At 64.7% G+C, this 15,686-nt stretch carries 16 protein-coding genes; 13 read left to right on the forward strand and 3 right to left on the reverse strand.

Translation table 11 applies throughout. The features are described 5' to 3' along the window. The first annotated feature begins 91 nt into the window (after positions 1-91). From ACFULT_RS05920 to ACFULT_RS05935, 4 genes are all read left to right on the forward strand, one after another. Complete coding sequence (locus ACFULT_RS05920; RefSeq protein WP_037104942.1) at positions 92-1,477, forward strand: cation:dicarboxylate symporter family transporter; 1,386 nt, start codon at positions 92-94, stop codon at positions 1,475-1,477. Between the two features lie 136 nt (positions 1,478-1,613). Beyond that, positions 1,614-2,120, forward strand: coding sequence for a glutathione peroxidase (locus tag ACFULT_RS05925; RefSeq protein WP_019667383.1), 507 nt, complete (start codon positions 1,614-1,616; stop codon positions 2,118-2,120). Positions 2,121-2,175: 55 nt separating this feature from the next. Further along, positions 2,176-2,871: a DUF2334 domain-containing protein gene (locus ACFULT_RS05930; RefSeq protein ID WP_037104939.1), complete on the forward strand. Its 696-nt coding sequence runs from the start codon at positions 2,176-2,178 to the stop codon at positions 2,869-2,871. 91 nt (positions 2,872-2,962) lie between these two features. Continuing rightward, positions 2,963-3,604, forward strand: coding sequence for an LppP/LprE family lipoprotein (locus ACFULT_RS05935; protein ID WP_037104936.1), 642 nt, complete (start codon positions 2,963-2,965; stop codon positions 3,602-3,604). A 71-nt stretch (positions 3,605-3,675) separates the two neighbouring features. On the opposite strand, the gene ACFULT_RS05940 is transcribed toward ACFULT_RS05935, so the two are convergent. Continuing rightward, complete coding sequence (locus ACFULT_RS05940) at positions 3,676-4,320, reverse strand: MBL fold metallo-hydrolase (RefSeq protein ID WP_019667380.1); 645 nt, start codon at positions 4,318-4,320, stop codon at positions 3,676-3,678. 89 nt (positions 4,321-4,409) lie between these two features. Here ACFULT_RS05940 and purS point away from each other — a divergent pair, with 89 nt between their 5' ends. Genes purS through ACFULT_RS05955 form a run of 3 tightly spaced genes read left to right on the forward strand, consistent with a single transcriptional unit; the run spans position 4,410 to position 5,713 of the window. After that, a complete protein-coding gene (purS, locus tag ACFULT_RS05945) occupies positions 4,410-4,646 on the forward strand; it encodes a phosphoribosylformylglycinamidine synthase subunit PurS (RefSeq protein ID WP_026348182.1) in 237 nt (78 codons plus the stop codon). Beyond that, the gene (gene purQ / locus ACFULT_RS05950) at positions 4,643-5,335 is read left to right on the forward strand and encodes a phosphoribosylformylglycinamidine synthase subunit PurQ (RefSeq protein ID WP_094719508.1); all 693 of its coding nucleotides are present in this window, start codon (positions 4,643-4,645) and stop codon (positions 5,333-5,335) included. The genes purS and purQ overlap by 4 nt, the downstream gene beginning before the upstream one ends. A gap of 27 nt (positions 5,336-5,362) precedes the next feature. Continuing rightward, entirely contained in the window at positions 5,363-5,713 is a 351-nt protein-coding gene (locus ACFULT_RS05955) for a VOC family protein (RefSeq protein ID WP_094713089.1), read from the forward strand. Here ACFULT_RS05955 and ACFULT_RS05960 read toward each other — a convergent pair. Continuing rightward, positions 5,710-6,579 (reverse strand): hypothetical protein, encoded by an 870-nt coding sequence (locus ACFULT_RS05960; RefSeq protein ID WP_378480926.1) that lies wholly within the window; start codon positions 6,577-6,579, stop codon positions 5,710-5,712. The genes ACFULT_RS05955 and ACFULT_RS05960 overlap by 4 nt on opposite strands. 55 nt (positions 6,580-6,634) lie before the next feature. On the opposite strand from ACFULT_RS05960, the gene ACFULT_RS05965 reads away from it, so the two are divergent. After that, entirely contained in the window at positions 6,635-7,915 is a 1,281-nt protein-coding gene (locus ACFULT_RS05965) for a M18 family aminopeptidase (RefSeq protein WP_378480927.1), read from the forward strand. Here the strand turns inward: ACFULT_RS05965 and ACFULT_RS05970 are convergent, their stop codons facing one another. Continuing rightward, complete coding sequence (locus ACFULT_RS05970; RefSeq protein ID WP_241483606.1) at positions 7,916-8,707, reverse strand: nucleoside phosphorylase; 792 nt, start codon at positions 8,705-8,707, stop codon at positions 7,916-7,918. Between the two features lie 92 nt (positions 8,708-8,799). Here ACFULT_RS05970 and purL point away from each other — a divergent pair, with 92 nt between their 5' ends. From purL to purF, 5 genes are all read left to right on the forward strand, one after another. Further along, positions 8,800-11,091, forward strand: a complete 2,292-nt coding sequence (gene purL, locus ACFULT_RS05975) for a phosphoribosylformylglycinamidine synthase subunit PurL (RefSeq protein ID WP_378480928.1) — start codon at positions 8,800-8,802, stop codon at positions 11,089-11,091. Between the two features lie 4 nt (positions 11,092-11,095). Further along, positions 11,096-12,886, forward strand: a complete 1,791-nt coding sequence (locus tag ACFULT_RS05980) for an alpha/beta hydrolase (protein WP_378480929.1) — start codon at positions 11,096-11,098, stop codon at positions 12,884-12,886. Positions 12,887-12,933: 47 nt separating this feature from the next. Further along, on the forward strand, positions 12,934-13,461 hold the full coding sequence (locus ACFULT_RS05985) for a CPBP family intramembrane glutamic endopeptidase (protein WP_378480930.1): 528 nt from the start codon (positions 12,934-12,936) through the stop codon (positions 13,459-13,461). Between the two features lie 86 nt (positions 13,462-13,547). Continuing rightward, positions 13,548-13,934 carry a sterol carrier family protein gene (locus tag ACFULT_RS05990; RefSeq protein ID WP_037104910.1) on the forward strand — a complete coding sequence of 129 codons (387 nt, stop codon included), beginning with the start codon at positions 13,548-13,550 and terminating at the stop codon, positions 13,932-13,934. Positions 13,935-14,069: 135 nt separating this feature from the next. Further along, positions 14,070-15,635: an amidophosphoribosyltransferase gene (purF, locus tag ACFULT_RS05995; RefSeq protein WP_378480931.1), complete on the forward strand. Its 1,566-nt coding sequence runs from the start codon at positions 14,070-14,072 to the stop codon at positions 15,633-15,635. Positions 15,636-15,686 lie beyond the last annotated feature (51 nt).

Raw genomic sequence — 15,686 nt, forward strand, 5'->3', positions numbered from 1 at the left:
CGTATTCGTGACTACGGTCACGATTTCCACCAACATCGTCCTCTAGCAAGGCGTGATCCAACTCACTCCATTAGTCACAAAGGACGTACCCATGACTACCAGCATCGATGCTGAAAACCGGAATCCGGCGCCGGAACCGAAGAAGAAGCGCGACAAGACGCACTGGCTCTACATCGCGGTGATCATCGCCGTCGTCGCCGGTGTCATCGTCGGTCTGACTGCGAAGGATTTTGCGTCCGACCTGTCCATCCTCGGAACTCTCTTCGTCAGCCTGATCAAGATGATGATCAGCCCGGTCATCTTCTGCACGATCGTTCTCGGCATCGGCTCGGTCCGAGCGGCCGCCAGCGTCGGCAAGGTCGGTGGGCTTGCGCTCGCCTACTTCATCGGTATGTCGACGATCGCTCTCGGCATCGGCATGGTCGTCGGCAACCTGATTCAGCCGGGAACCGGCCTCAACATCTCGCCCAACGACGCAGGCCTCAAACTCGCAGATACCGCCCATGAGGCAGGCGGCACGATGGAGTTCATCGCGGGCATCATCCCCACGTCGCTTCTGTCGTCGTTGACCGCAGGTTCTGTCCTACAGACGTTGTTCGTCGCGATCCTCGTCGGATTCGCACTGCAGGCCATGGGCAAGCAGGGTGAGGGCATTCTCAAGGGCATCGCGTCGGTGCAGAAGCTCGTCTTCCGCATCCTGACGATGATCCTGTGGCTCGCCCCGATCGGTGCTTTCGGAGCCATCGCAGGCGTCGTCGGAAAGACGGGATTCGACGCCGTCATCCAGCTCGGCACACTGATGCTGGCGTTCTACATCACCTGCTTCATCTTCGTGTTCGGCTTCCTCGGCCTGATCTTGAAGTTCGTGTCCGGCTTCTCGATCTTCAAACTCGTCAAGTACCTGGCCCGTGAGTACCTGCTCATCGTCGCCACGTCGTCTTCCGAGTCGGCTCTGCCTCGTCTGATCGCCAAGATGGAGCACGTCGGTGTCGAGCGGACGACCGTCGGCATCGTGGTTCCGACCGGCTACTCGTTCAACCTCGACGGCACGGCCATCTACCTGACGATGGCGTCGATCTTCATCGCCGACGCGATGAACATGCCGCTTTCGATCCCCGAGCAGTTCTCACTGCTGCTGTTCATGATCATCGCCTCGAAGGGTGCTGCAGGCGTGTCCGGCGCCGGCTTGGCCACGCTGGCAGGGGGACTGTCGAGCCACCGTCCCGAGCTACTCGACGGTGTTCAGCTGATCGTCGGCATCGACCGGTTCATGTCCGAGGCCCGCGCGGTGACCAACTTCTCCGGCAACGCAGTTGCAACCCTTCTCGTGGGAACCTGGACCAAGACGATCGACGCGTCACGCGTCAAGACCGTCCTCGACGGAGACCTGCCGTTCGACGAGGAGACCATGGTCGACGACCATCTCCCGGAAGACGACAAGCACGTCGAGCTGGATAAAGCCGCAACCAAGGCGTAAAAGACCCCGCCTGGTGACGCGCACCCCCCGTCACCAGGCGTGTAGTACAAGAGCGGCCCTCCCACTCGGAGGGTCGCTCTTGTGTGTTCGGACAGCCAACTCACCAGAAGTCGGTACCCACAGGTAAGTTCGTGGAATGACTGAAGTCCAGAACATCGGCATCAACACGCTGGGCGGTGCGCCCACCTCGCTCGACGAGTACGCGGGCAGGGCCGTCCTCGTGGTGAATGTCGCCTCGAAGTGCGGCCTGACGCCTCAGTACGCCACACTCGAGAAGCTTGCCACCGAATACTCGGCGAAGGGACTGTCCGTCATCGGCGTTCCCTGCAACCAGTTCGGTGGTCAGGAGCCCGGCACCGCCGAGGAAATCGAAACGTTCTGCTCCACCACCTACGGCGTCACCTTCCCCATCACGGAGAAGATCGAGGTCAACGGAGAGAACCGGCACCCGCTCTACGCGGAGCTCACCAAGACCGAGGACGCAGAAGGCGTCGCAGGAGATATCCAGTGGAATTTCGAGAAGTTCCTGATCTCACCCGAGGGCGTCGTCACCAACCGCTTCCGCCCACGTACCGAGCCGGACGCCCCTGAAGTACTGGCTGCGATCGACAAGATCCTGCCCAAGGAGAACATCGCCGTTTAGACGCGATCAATTCTGCCGTCGAGCCTCGTTCACATCGGTGTGCGAGGCTCGCGGCATGTCTGGAGCACTGATCGTGTCGGTGAGCGGAATCAGGGACGACACCTGCGACAACGCAGCGGAGTTCGCCCTCGAACTGGACAAGCGTGGCGTCGCGCAGTCGCTTCTCGTTGCGCCGCGGCTGAAGGACAAGTACCGGCTCACGAAAGACGAGAACACCCAGGACTGGCTGCGAGGGCGTCGGGACCTGGGGGATGCGATAGTCCTGCACGGGTACGACCAGGCCGCGACCAAGCGTCGCCGAGCCGAATTCGCAGCACTTCCACGCCACGAAGCACGGCTGCGGCTCATGGCCGCCGACCGGGTCATGGAGCAGACCGGCTTACGCACAAGGGTGTTCGCAGCGCCGCGGTGGATCGCATCACCCGGAGCAGTTGCCGCTCTGCCCGAGGCCGGCTTTCGAATGCTCGCAGGCCTCAGCGCAATTCACGATCTGGACACGGGATCGCTCGTACGGGCACGAGTCCTGGGCATCGGCGAAGGCTTCAAAGCCGAACCCTGGTGGTGTCGAGCACTGGTCATCGGCGCCGGACGTACCGCCCGACGCGGCGGCACCGTCCGATTGGCGGTCAGCGCAAAACAACTGGGCCGCAGCGGTCCCCGGCAGGCAATCCTGGACGCGGTCGACCTGGCGCTCTACAGCGGTGCAACACCGGGCGTGTACGAACACGTTCGCAGGGTGAGAGCAGCCTGACCGCTCGCGGGGTTATGAGATCGTGACGTAACGGACCACCTGGTCCAGTGGATGTAACCCTCGACGATGCAATCGATGTCGAGGCGGCGCCATGAAAAGAATCGTGCTCGTGAACCTCTGCATGATGGCCGCTGTGGCCTGCGGAAACACCGATGGCGGCACAGCGACCGCAGTGTCGGAATCCACTGCCGCGCCGGGGCAGCAGGCCGCGTCGCCGACGGTTGCACCCTCGGTGGGCGCGCTGCCGTCGGTCGTGGTTCCGTCGCCGGTCCCTGCCCTTCCGTCGGACATCCGGATCCCGACGGCGGACGCAGCTCCGACAGTGGCCCCGGTCCGGCCGGCGACATGTGTGGACGCTGCGGTGGTCGCCGATGCGGCGGCATCCATTCCGCGATACTTTCCGGACGAAGCCTGGACCGCAGGCCGGACAGGTGATCCCTGTGCAGCGTTCACGTGGGTGGAAGCTGCGGCGTCGCCCTATGCCACCGCGAGCACACCGGAGCACATTCTGTTCTTCGGCAACGGTGTGTACCTCGGCACGGCGACGGCAGCGCCGTACAGCTTCACGAGTGTTGCAACCCAGACCGCCGACACGATCACCGTGAACTATCGCTGGCTCGTCGCCGACGAGGCGTTCGCAGCACCCGAAGGTGGTCCCGTCGCAATCCGCTACCAGTGGGACGGGAGCTCCGTGATCATGCTGGACACTCTGCCGCCCGAGGTGACCGGTTGATGTGAGTGGAGATGACAGTGCCATCGGGTCGTTCCGCAGGCTCCGCTCCTGTCCCCGGCCTACATTTTCACTCACATGGAGAGGGAGGATTCCTGAGGAAGCTCGCGGAATTCGGTGTTCTCGTCGGCCATGTCCTTGAACCGGCCGTAGTAGATTCCCCTGGCCTCCTCGGCGACGACGGCCTGGTGGATCGGGAACGCGGTCCGAGGTGCGACTGCGCGCAGAAATTCGACGTTCTCCGAGAGCTTCGACCACGGCGCCGCAGTCGGGAGCGCCAGCACGTCCACCTTCTGCTCGGGAACGAACAACGAGTCGCCGGGATGGAACAGTTGCCCCGGATTCTCCGGTGTCCCCAGCAGATAGCCAGTGTTGTCGATCACGGGCAGTTCGGGGTGGATGACGGCATGGGTCCCGCCGACACCGCTGACCTGGATGCCGCCGACGGAGAACGTCTGGCCCGCGTGTGTGGCCGTCCACCGCTCGCCGAGCTGCGACGCGGTCATCGGATCCGCGTACAACGCTGCGTTCGGATTGCCGTCCACCAGTGCAGGAAGACGCTCGAGGTCGACGTGGTCGGGGTGCTGGTGGGTGATCAGAATGGCGTCGAGCCCGGTGATGCCCTCGAAGCCGTGTGAGAAGTTGCCGGGATCGAACAGCACCGTGGTGCCGTTCAGCTCGACGAGTACACAGGAATGTCCGAAGTGCGTCAGCTTCATTCCTCCACACTAAGCGCAGTTTCGCGGCTCGCGCTGGTGCTGCGTAAACTCTTCACCGCCGGTATTTGTCTTATCCAAGGAGCTCCCTCGTGGCCCGAGTAGTTGTCGATGTCATGCCCAAGGCCGAAATCCTCGACCCGCAGGGTCAGGCCATCGCAGGCGCGCTTGGTCGTCTCGGCGTAGCAGGCGTCTCCGACGTCAGGCAGGGCAAGCGGTTCGAGTTGGAGGTCGACGACAGCGTCGACGACGCCGAGCTCGAGAAGATCGCGGAATCGCTCCTCGCGAACACCGTCATCGAGGACTGGAAGGTCACCCGAGAAGCATGAGCACACGCAAGTCGTCCGCCCGCGTGGGGGTCATCACCTTCCCCGGAACTCTCGACGACGTCGACGCCTCCCGCGCCGTGACGCTCGCCGGCGGCGAGGCCGTCAGTCTGTGGCACGCCGACGCGGACCTGAAGAACGTGGACGCCATCGTCGTCCCCGGCGGGTTCTCCTACGGCGACTACCTGCGTGCAGGCGCGATCGCCCGGTTCGCACCCGTCATGGAATCCGTCGTCAAGGCGGCCGAAGGCGGCATGCCGGTCCTCGGCATCTGCAACGGCTTCCAAGTTCTCTGTGAAGTCGGCCTGCTTCCCGGCGCTCTGACCCGCAACGAGGGCCTGCACTTCGTCTGCCGCGACCAGTGGCTGAAAGTGGAGAACTCGGACACCGCGTGGTCGTCGCGCTACGAGACGGGCGCCGAGATCCTGATCCCGGTCAAGAACGCCGAAGGCCGGTTCCAGGCATCGCAGAACGTGCTCGACGAGCTCGAGGGCGAAGGCCGCGTCGTGTTCCGCTACAGCGGATCCAACCCGAACGGCAGCCAGCGGGACATCGCCGGAATCTCCTCGCCCAACGGCCGCGTCGTCGGACTCATGCCGCATCCCGAGCACGCCACCGAGCCCCTCACCGGCCCCAGCGACGACGGCCTCGGCATCTTCTACTCGGCACTGGACGCAATCGTCTCGGCCTAGCAGGAAGCAGGGTCTATTCTCCGACGCATGACCCTGACACCGGTGATGATCACGATCGACTCCTCCGATCCTGGACCGCTCGCGACGTGGTGGGCGGCCAGGACCGGCGGAACCATCGAAGAAGAGAACGACGGGTGGTTCTACACCGTCTCGCTGCCCTCGGTGCCGTACCGCCTTGCCTTCCAGAAGGTCGACGACCCGACGCCGGGCAAGAACCGAATCCACCTGGATCTGACGACGGCGGATCTCGACACCGAGGTGACGGCTCTGGTCGATTCGGGTGCGTCCAAGGTCGACGAGCACACGATGGGCGAATTCCGTTGGGTCACCCTGACCGATCCGGACGGAAACGCATTCTGCGTCTCGGGCGCGCACTAGAGCTCGGCGAGAGTCCGCTCGAACAGATCTGCCGATGAACTACCGTTGACCTGGCAGTACTGCCCGTCACGCCAGAAGTAGAGATCCTGGGACAGCGGATTCGGGGTGTCCCGAGAGAATATGCGCGCCAACTGCACGAGCAGTGTCGACGCACGAACGGTGGCGTCGAACTCGAAGGGTTTGTAGTAGTCGATCTCGTAGGCATTGGGAACGACGAACAGAACGCCGAACGGTGAATCGCCGAGGTGATCGGCGATCAGCGTGGGCATGTTCGCGACCTTGGATGCGAGATAGATCGAATCGCCCTTGCACACGTCGATCGTCACATCGTCCTTGGTCAGTGTTTCGCGATCGTCGAAGGTCATCGCGGCCGTGTTGTCGCGACCGAACGCCCACGCGGCCTCGAGGTCTCGATTCTCCAGATACCGACCTTCGAGAGTCAACGCAAGGTCCGGAAACGTCAAGTTCAGCACTCGGCGTGGTGAATTCGGCGCATCGATCAGCGGACTCGAATAGCGGAAGTCGCCCCTGCCCGGCAACGCGCTCGGCGCAGTGACCCGCTCACGCAATCGCATGTAGAACTCGTCGTCCGGCATGTTCAGCAGATACTGCGGGTCACTCAGTCGCTGTGACTCGAGCATGGTTGCGACATGGATCTCGATGATCTCGCCCCAGTACTTCCGCGGAGCACCGAGGCAGCGTGCCGTCAGATTCTCGAGTGTCACGTGGTGGCCGTCGTCGGTCTTCAGAGTGGTGGCGTCGATCTTCGTCAGCTTCACCCCGTGCTTGCCGAATGCCTCGATCACTTTCTTGCGGACGATGGCTGTCGTAGCCGGTCCCGATGCCTGCGCTGCCAGATGATTCATGACGCCCCCGAGTCGATGTGTGGTCCTTGCTCTGTTCGACGCAGCTACTGACACAATGGTTCCCATGTCGTCTCTTGCGTCTGCCGCTGGTCTGTGCAATTTCGTCGACGTGTCGCCGTCGCCGTTCCATGTGTGCCGCACCGTAGCGGTGCAGCTCGAGGAGGTAGGTTTCGTCCGCGTCGACGAGACCGAAGCCTGGCCGGCCGAGGCAGGGCGGTACTACCTCATCCGCGGCGGGTCGCTTGTCGCATGGAGTACCGAGAGCAGCAGCGCTGCATTCCGGATCGTCGGCGGACACACCGACAGCCCCAACCTGCGCGTCAAGCAGCACCCTGATCTGGAGTCGGCGGGATGGCAGATGGTCGGCCTCGAGCCGTACGGGGGAGCGTGGCTCAATTCCTGGCTCGACCGCGATCTCGGTGTGTCCGGTCGACTCAGTGTGCGCGACGGCAACGGGCTGCGTGAGGTGCTCGTCAAGGTCGACGAACCGATTCTCCGTGTCCCGCAGCTCGCAATTCACCTGTCCGAGGATCGCAAGGGCGTGACCTTGGACCCGCAACGACACGTCAATGCCATTTGGGGCGTGGGTAACTCACCGCGATCGTTCATCTCGTTCGTCGCGGAACGCGAAGGCGTCGACCCGTCGACGGTTCTCGGGTGGGAGCTGATGACGCACGACCTCGCGCCCAGCGCAGTCGTCGGCGCCCAGAGCGAACTGGTCAGCGCACCGAGGCTCGACAACCAGGGAACGTGCTACGCGGGTACTCAGGCTTTGATTGCGGCTGTGCAGAATCCGACGGACGTCACCCCGGTGCTGGCATTGTTCGACCACGAGGAAGTCGGCAGTATGTCCGACCGTGGCGCGTTCTCGGACCTGCTCAACACGGTGCTCGAGCGAATCGTGTTGGGCCGCGGCGGCGGTCGCGAGGAGTTCCTCCGCACCATGGCCGGATCCATCTGCGCCTCCGGTGACATGGCGCATGCGACGCATCCGAACTACCCGGACCGACACGAACCCGCGCACCGCATCGAACTCGGTGGAGGGCCCGTGCTCAAGGTCAACCAGAACCTCAGGTACGCAACGGATTCCGCGGGTGCAGGAGCGTTCGCGCTGGCGTGCGACCAGGCGGGGGTGCCGTTGCAGCGCTACGTTCACCGCGCCGATCTGCCCTGCGGTTCGACGATCGGCCCGATCACGGCCTCACGGACGGGCCTGTCGACCGTCGACGTCGGTGCCGCACAGCTCGCCATGCACAGCGCGCGCGAGCTCATGGGCGCCTCCGATGTGAAGGCCTACGCCGACGCCCTCGCTGCGTTCCTGGCTCCCTTGGCCTAGCTAGCTCAGCTGCAGGCACGCGTCGGCCGCGAGCCAGAACAGTTGCTCGCGGACGGTGCCTGCCTTGGTCCAGCCGCGGTGCTCCCAGTCCGCGGCCAGGGAGTCGCCCGCGTACAGCAGTTGCGCGAACCGAACGCCGCGGTACTGGGCGACCGCGCAGAACGCCGACGCCTCCATGTCGACCGTCAGGCAGCCCTCGTCGACGCGCCGCGAGACGCGGCTACGGGTCTCGCGGTACAGGGCGTCGGTGGTCCAGGATCGACCGGTGACGTGCGAGATCCCGGCCTCCGTCAGAACGTTCTGCAGCACCGTGACGCCTGCAGGATCGGCGTCGACGACCCGTCCGGGCGGGAGGTAGTGGAACGACGTTCCCTCGTCGCGGATCGCGCTGTCGACGACCATGACGTGACCCATGCCGAGCTGATCGGTCAGTGCTCCCGCACCTCCCACGGCGACGAACTCCGAGCAGCCGAGCGCGATCGCCTCTTCGAGGAACAATGCGGCCAGGGGTGCGCCGACTCCCGGATGGAACACGGCGAGCCGTTCGCCGCCCCGCTCGATCTCGTAGACGGGATGCTCGCCGTGCTCGGATCGGAGTACCGACAGCACCCGTGCCTTGCCCTGACCGGCTATGGATTCGATCACTTCCGCGAAGAAGCACACAACGGCTTTCCTGGGGATGTCCACACCTTTGACCACCATCTGAGGCGTCAGAACGCCCGATTCGTCCAGATCGTTCTCGGTCAGCGCGATGGGAGCCGAGCCTGCGGAAGCGACAGAAGGGGTATCCACCACACAATGTTTGCACGCTGCTTTTGGGGCCTGTCACCCTGCACGGATAGACTCCCCCTGGCATTTCGCTCCAGGAAGGGACCCCACTCCTCGTGTCCGACAGCTCTGTGAAAATTGACACTGTCTCCGCCGCAGTCGCATCACCCGACGTAGCGCAGCCGTACAAAGAACTCGGACTCAAGGACGACGAGTACGCCCGCATCAAGGAAATCCTCGGTCGCAGGCCTACGGATGCCGAGCTGGCGATGTACTCCGTCATGTGGAGCGAGCACTGCTCCTACAAGTCCTCCAAAGTGCATCTGAAGTACTTCGGTGAGACCACCACCGACGAGATGCGTAAGTCGATGCTCGCGGGCATCGGCGAGAACGCAGGCGTCGTCGACGTCGGTGACGGATGGGCCGTCACGTTCAAGGTCGAGAGCCACAATCACCCGTCGTACGTCGAGCCCTATCAGGGCGCGGCGACGGGCGTCGGCGGCATCGTCCGCGACATCATGGCCATGGGCGCGCGGCCGATCGCCGTCATGGACCAGCTGCGTTTCGGTGCTGCAGATGCGCCCGACACACGTCGCGTCCTGTCGGGCATCGTCTCCGGCGTCGGCGGCTACGGAAACTCGCTCGGCCTTCCCAACGTCGGCGGCGAAACGGTGTTCGACGCCTCCTACGCGGGCAACCCGCTGCTCAACGCTCTGTGCGCAGGTGTCATGCGCGTCGAGGACATGCACCTCGCGTTCGCGTCGGGCCTGGGTAACAAGATCATTCTGTTCGGTGCTCGTACCGGTCTCGACGGCATCGGTGGCGTGTCCGTGCTGGCCTCGGAGACGTTCGACGGTGATGAGACGGGAGGCGGCAGGAAGAAGCTTCCTGCCGTGCAGGTCGGCGATCCGTTCACCGAGAAGGTCCTCATCGAGGCGTGTCTCGAGCTGTATGCCGAGAAGCTCGTCGTCGGGATCCAGGACCTCGGCGGCGCCGGACTGTCGTGCGCCACGTCCGAACTCGCATCTGCCGGCAGCGGCGGCATGCACATCGCGCTCGAGCAGGTCCCGATGCGTGCCACCGGCATGACGCCTGCGGAGGTGCTCTCGAGCGAATCGCAGGAGCGCATGTGCGCTGTGGTGACGCCCGACAACGTCGATGCCTTCATGGCCGTCTGCAAGAAGTGGGATGTTCTCGCGACGGTGATCGGTGAGGTCACCGACGGCGACAACCTCGAGATCACGTGGCACGGAGAAACCGTCGTCGACGTTCCGCCGAAGACCGTCGCCCACGAGGGCCCGGTGTACTCGCGGCCCGTGCAGCGTCCCGCCACTCAGGACGCACTCGTCGCGAACACCACCGCGTCGCTGAAGCGCCCCGAGACCGCCGAGGAACTGAAGGCGACGCTGCTGAAGATGATCGGCAGCCCACAGCTCTGCAGCCGCAAGTTCATCACCGAGCAGTACGACCGCTACGTCCGCGGGAATACCGTGCTGGCCGAGAACGCTGACGCCGGTGTGATTCGGATCGACGAGACGACGGGCCGCGGTATTGCGCTGGCCACGGACGCGTCGGGCCGGTACACCGCACTCGACCCGTACCAGGGCGCACAACTTGCGCTCGCCGAGGCGTTCCGCAACGTCGCCGTCACCGGTGCGACCCCGAAGGCCGTCACCAACTGCCTCAACTTCGGCTCACCCGAGGATCCGGGCGTCATGTGGCAGTTCCAGCAGGCCGTCCGCGGTCTTGCCGACGGCTGCGTCACCCTCGGCATCCCCGTCACCGGCGGAAACGTCAGCTTCTACAACCAGACGGGCTCCGAAGCGATCCTTCCGACGCCGGTCGTCGGAGTCCTCGGTGTCATCGACGACGTGCACCGCCGCGTCCCCACCGGCCTCGGCCTCGAGCCCGGCGAGACACTCATTCTTCTCGGCGACACCCACGACGAGTTCGACGGCTCCATCTGGGCGCAGGTCGAGCACGACCACCTCGGTGGTGTCCCGCCGAAGGTCGATCTGGCTCGCGAGCAATTGCTGGCCGACATCCTGCTCGCCGGATCGCGTGACGGGTTGATCTCCGCCGCGCACGATCTCTCCGAGGGCGGCCTGGCTCAGGCTGTCGTCGAAGCAGCGTTGGCGGGCGAAACCGGTTGCCGCATTCTGCTTCCGGAAGGCGCCGACCCGTTCGTCACCTTGTTCTCCGAGTCCTCCGGACGCGTGCTCGTCGCCGTGCCGCGCACCGAGGAGACTCGCTTCACCGGTATGTGCACCGCCCGCAACCTCCCGTGGACGCGCATCGGCGTCGTCGACGAAGGTTCGGACGAAATCGAAGTTCAGGGCCAGTTCGCTGTCAAGATGACCGAACTCCGTGACACTTTCGAGAGCACCCTGCCCAGACTCTTCGGGTAGGGCCGTGAGCGGGGGAGAGGCATCGGAAGGGACCGTCGACACGGTTGAGCGTGAGCACACGCATCACCGTCTGCCGATCGAGTTCGCGGTACCTTCCCCCGAGCGGCACCCCTTCGTCATGTGGGCGTGGGGGTTGCTCAAGCTCGATTTCACGGGCATCGTCTTCAGTGCACTGTTCTTCTGCTGGTCGCTCACGCCGTCGCTGCTGCCGCGTGATTGGTTGTTCCAGGGGCTGATCGGCGGAATCAACGCCGCCATCGGATACGGGTTCGGTGTGGCCGTCGGCTGGGCGGCTCGGAGGTGGTACCTCGACCGGAAGACGTGGTGGCCCATGCCGCGTCGCGTGGAGCTCTACGTCAAGTTCGCCATTCCGCCGCTCGCGATCCTCGCATCGCTCTACATGCTCTACCTGTCCGCAGGGTGGCAGCGAGAGCTTGCCGCACTGATGGACGCCGAGGGAACGACCACCACCGGATACTTCCGCACCGGTGCGTTGAGCATCGGTGTTGCCGCGCTGTTCATCTCGGGGATGCGAGTGCTGCGCGACCTGGTTCGTTTCATCGCGCGCCAGCTCAACAAGGTCGTCAAGATGCCCCGTGAGGTCGCGAACGTGATCGGGGTCGTTCTTGTTGTCGTCCTGGTCATCGCACTCGTTCAGGGTGTTCTGCTGCGGGCCGTCTCCGATGTCACCAACTCGATCTTCAGCCTGCAGAACAACGAAACTCGTGAGGGCGCAGAACAACCCAGCGAACCCGAGCGATCCGGCAGCCCACAATCTCTCGCGCCCTGGGACACCCTCGGATTCGAAGGACGCAACTTCGTCTCCAGTGGACTGAGCGCACAGGAGATCTCCGACGGCCTCGGACGGCCTGCGCTGGAACCGATCCGCGCTTATGCAGGACTGGAGACCGCCGAGACACAGGACGAGCGGCTCGACATCGTCGTCCAGGAACTCGAACGCACCGGAGCATTCGAGCGTCAAGCATTGGTCGTAGTCCCGACCACGGGCACCGGATGGGTCAATCCCACCGCGATCGAAGCCGAGGAACTGATGTTCGGCGGCGACGTCGCCACCGTCGCCGCGCAGTACTCGTACCTCCCCAGTTGGATTTCCTTCCTCGCCGAACGCGACAAGGCAGCCGAGGCAGGTCAAGCCTTGATCGACAAGGTCCGCGAGCGGTGGCTACAGGAACCGGAGGCCACCCGGCCCAAGCTGTACGTCTACGGCGAAAGTCTCGGAACGCAGTCCGGGGAAGGCGCCTTCGATGGTCTCGCCGAGATCCGGGACAGTGTCGACGGTGTCCTCTGGGTCGGGCCGCCGAACGCGAACCGGTTGTGGTCGCAGTTCAAGAACCGCCGCGACCCGGGCAGTCCCGAAGTACGGCCGGTCTACGCGGATGGTCTCGTCGTCCGCTTCGCCGACAACTCGTCCGGGATCCCGCCCGAGGGGCAACCCTGGCTCAGTCCCCGCATCCTCTACGTGCAGCACGCGTCCGACCCGGTCGTCTGGTGGTCGCCCGACCTGCTGTTCGAGCGCCCCGACTGGCTGTCGGAGGCTCCTGGCCCCGACCGTCTGCCTGACATGCGCTGGTTCCCGATCGTCACCTTCTGGCAGGTCGCAGCCGATCTGACCAACGCCGCAGGCGTGCCCGACGGTCACGGTCACAACTACGGAACCCTGGTTCTCGACGGCTGGGTCGCAGTCGCGGCGCCCGCGGGATGGACAGCGGAGGACACCGAGAAAGTGCGCGCCGTGATGGACGACTACGCGGGCCGCGACGGCCCCGAGAAGTGAGAGGCATCGCCCTCGGCGCAGTGACGACGGCGTGGAGTACGGCCGTCGTGCCAGCACTGAAGCTGTCCGACCGACCGCGCGCCGTGGTGAACGCAGCGTTCGGGATCTCGTTGGCCGCAGTGACACGAGCTCCGCTCGGGTTGGAGAAATGGCGAAGCGGCTTGAAGTGGGGGATCGGTGCGGCAGCTGTACCTGCCCTGGGGGCGGTCGTGATCGCGTCGGTACCAGCGCTGGCCACCCGAGTTCGACCGTCGGACGACGACCTCGCCGAGTGGGTGTTGTTCCGGATCCCGATCGGAACTGTCGTGACCGAGGAGTTGGTGTTCAGGGCAGTGTTCGACGACGTGTCCCCGTCCCTGTCGCCTGTCTTCTTCGGCCTCTGGCACATCCATCCCGCCCGTGCGGCCGGAGACTCCGTGCTCGGAACCGTGGCCGGCACCTTCCTGGCCGGTGTGTTGTTCTCCTGGCTACGACGCCGCGGCGGGGTTCTCGCGCCGATGTTGCTCCACTACGGGGTGAACGCTTCGGGCGCGATCCTGGCTGCACGCAATTCGACCGCGCAGGGCCGGATGTGACCTACCGGGCGGACTTCTGTGCACTGGGGACCGCGTCCTGAGCCGGGAGTGGAGCCTGCAGGAACGACCCGAATAAGCTGACCGACATGGCTCCGAGCAAGACGGTGACTCCGGAACAGGTACGTACCGCGGTTCTCGCCGTCGCGGACTGGGTGCACGACGCCTCCGCCGAGAAGCCGCCCCGCGCTGCTGTCGCCGACGCGGTCCGCACCACCGCCCGCACCTTGGCCCAGGTCGCACCGGGATCCAGCGTCGAAGTTCGGGTTCCGCCGTTCGTCGCGGTGCAGTGCATCGTCGGCCCGCGACACACCCGCGGTACTCCGCCGAACGTCGTCGAGACCGATCCGCGCACCTGGCTCGAGGTCGCGACCGGAGTCCGAGCATTCGACGACGCGCTGAACGACGGTTCGATCACGGCGTCGGGCAGCAGGGCGAGCGAAGTCGGACACTGGTTACCGATCCTGCGCGCCTGACGCGGCTGAGGTGAACGGGAGATGGCCGCGAAGCGCCTGATCCGGGAATGTCACTTGCCCACGATGCGTTGTCATGGCCTGTGTGCCCGTAGACTGGTACATGCCCCCCGCCCCGTCCCCCAAGGGAGCAGTGTTGTGACCTCTGCCGATATCTCGGTCGACAGTCCAAATCTTCTGGTAGGCAAGCCTGTAGACGAACCCGAGAACGAACCTCGGGAAGAATGCGGCGTATTCGGAGTGTGGGCCCCGGGGGAGGATGTGGCCAAGCTCTCGTACTACGGCCTGTACGCGCTGCAGCACAGAGGCCAAGAGGCTGCGGGCATCGCCGTTTCCGACGGTTCGCAGGTTCTGGTGTTCAAGGACCTCGGGCTCGTCAGCCAGGTGTTCGACGAGCAGACCCTCGGTGCCATGCCGGGGCACGTCGCCATCGGACACTGCCGTTACTCCACCAGCGGGTCGGTGACCTGGGAGAACGCTCAACCGATCTTCCGGACCACGACCGCGGGCACGGGCATCGCGCTCGGGCACAACGGCAACCTCGTCAACTTCGCCGAACTCGCGACGCGTGCCCGCGAAGAAGGCCTGATCAGCGACCGTCTGCAGGGTAACGGCACGTCGGATTCCGACGTTGTCACCGCGCTGCTTGCGCACAAGGCTGCAGACCGCACCATCGAGCAGGCTGCGATGGAATTGCTGCCCACTCTGAAGGGCGCGTTCTGCCTGACCTTCATGGACGAACACACGCTGTATGCAGCGCGCGATCCGCACGGCATCCGCCCGCTGTCTCTCGGACGCCTCGACCGGGGATGGGTCGTCGCCAGCGAGACGGCCGCGCTCGACATCGTCGGAGCTGCCTTCGTACGCGACATCGAGCCCGGCGAACTCCTGGCCATCGACGCCGACGGTGTCAGGTCTTCACGATTCGCGGCGCCGGAACCCAAGGGCTGTGTGTTCGAGTACGTCTACCTCGCGCGCCCGGACTCGGTCATCGGTGGCCGTTCGGTGCACTCCACTCGCGTCGAGATCGGTCGTCGGCTTGCCGAGGAGCACCCTGCCGAGGGTGACTTGGTGATTCCGGTCCCCGAGTCGGGAACTCCAGCTGCCGTCGGTTTCGCTCAGGGCTCCGGAATCCCGTACGGCCAGGGTCTGATGAAGAACGCCTATGTGGGACGTACGTTCATCCAGCCGTCGCAGACCATCCGTCAGCTCGGTATCCGCCTCAAGCTCAACCCTCTCAAAGAGGTCATTCGAGGCAAAAGGCTCGTGGTCGTGGACGATTCGATCGTGCGCGGCAACACTCAGCGCGCGCTGATCAGAATGCTGCGTGAAGCCGGCGCGCTCGAGATTCACGTGCGGATCGCCTCGCCGCCCGTCCGCTGGCCATGCTTCTACGGCATCGACTTCGCATCGCCCGCCGAGTTGATCGCCAACGGCGTCGACTCCGAGGACGGAATCCTCGAAGGCGTACGTCAGGCGATCGGTGCCGACTCCCTCGGTTACATCTCCACCGAGGGCATGATCGCGGCGTCGGAGCAGCCTGAATCTCGGCTCTGCACCGCATGTTTCACGGGTAAGTACCCCATCGATCTTCCCGCCGACAACGCGCTCGGCAAGCACGTCCTCGAAGGCATGCTGGCCAGCGCCGCCGGACAGGCATCGGAGTCCACCAATGCCAACGTGAGTGCCCTCAGTAGGCCCTGAAACGCTGTGAGTGGAAATGTAGTGCGTTCTGGTCGCTCCGCAGGCTCCGCT

The organism is Rhodococcus sp. NPDC057297 (assembly GCF_042667435.1).
GTDB lineage: Bacteria > Actinomycetota > Actinomycetes > Mycobacteriales > Mycobacteriaceae > Rhodococcoides.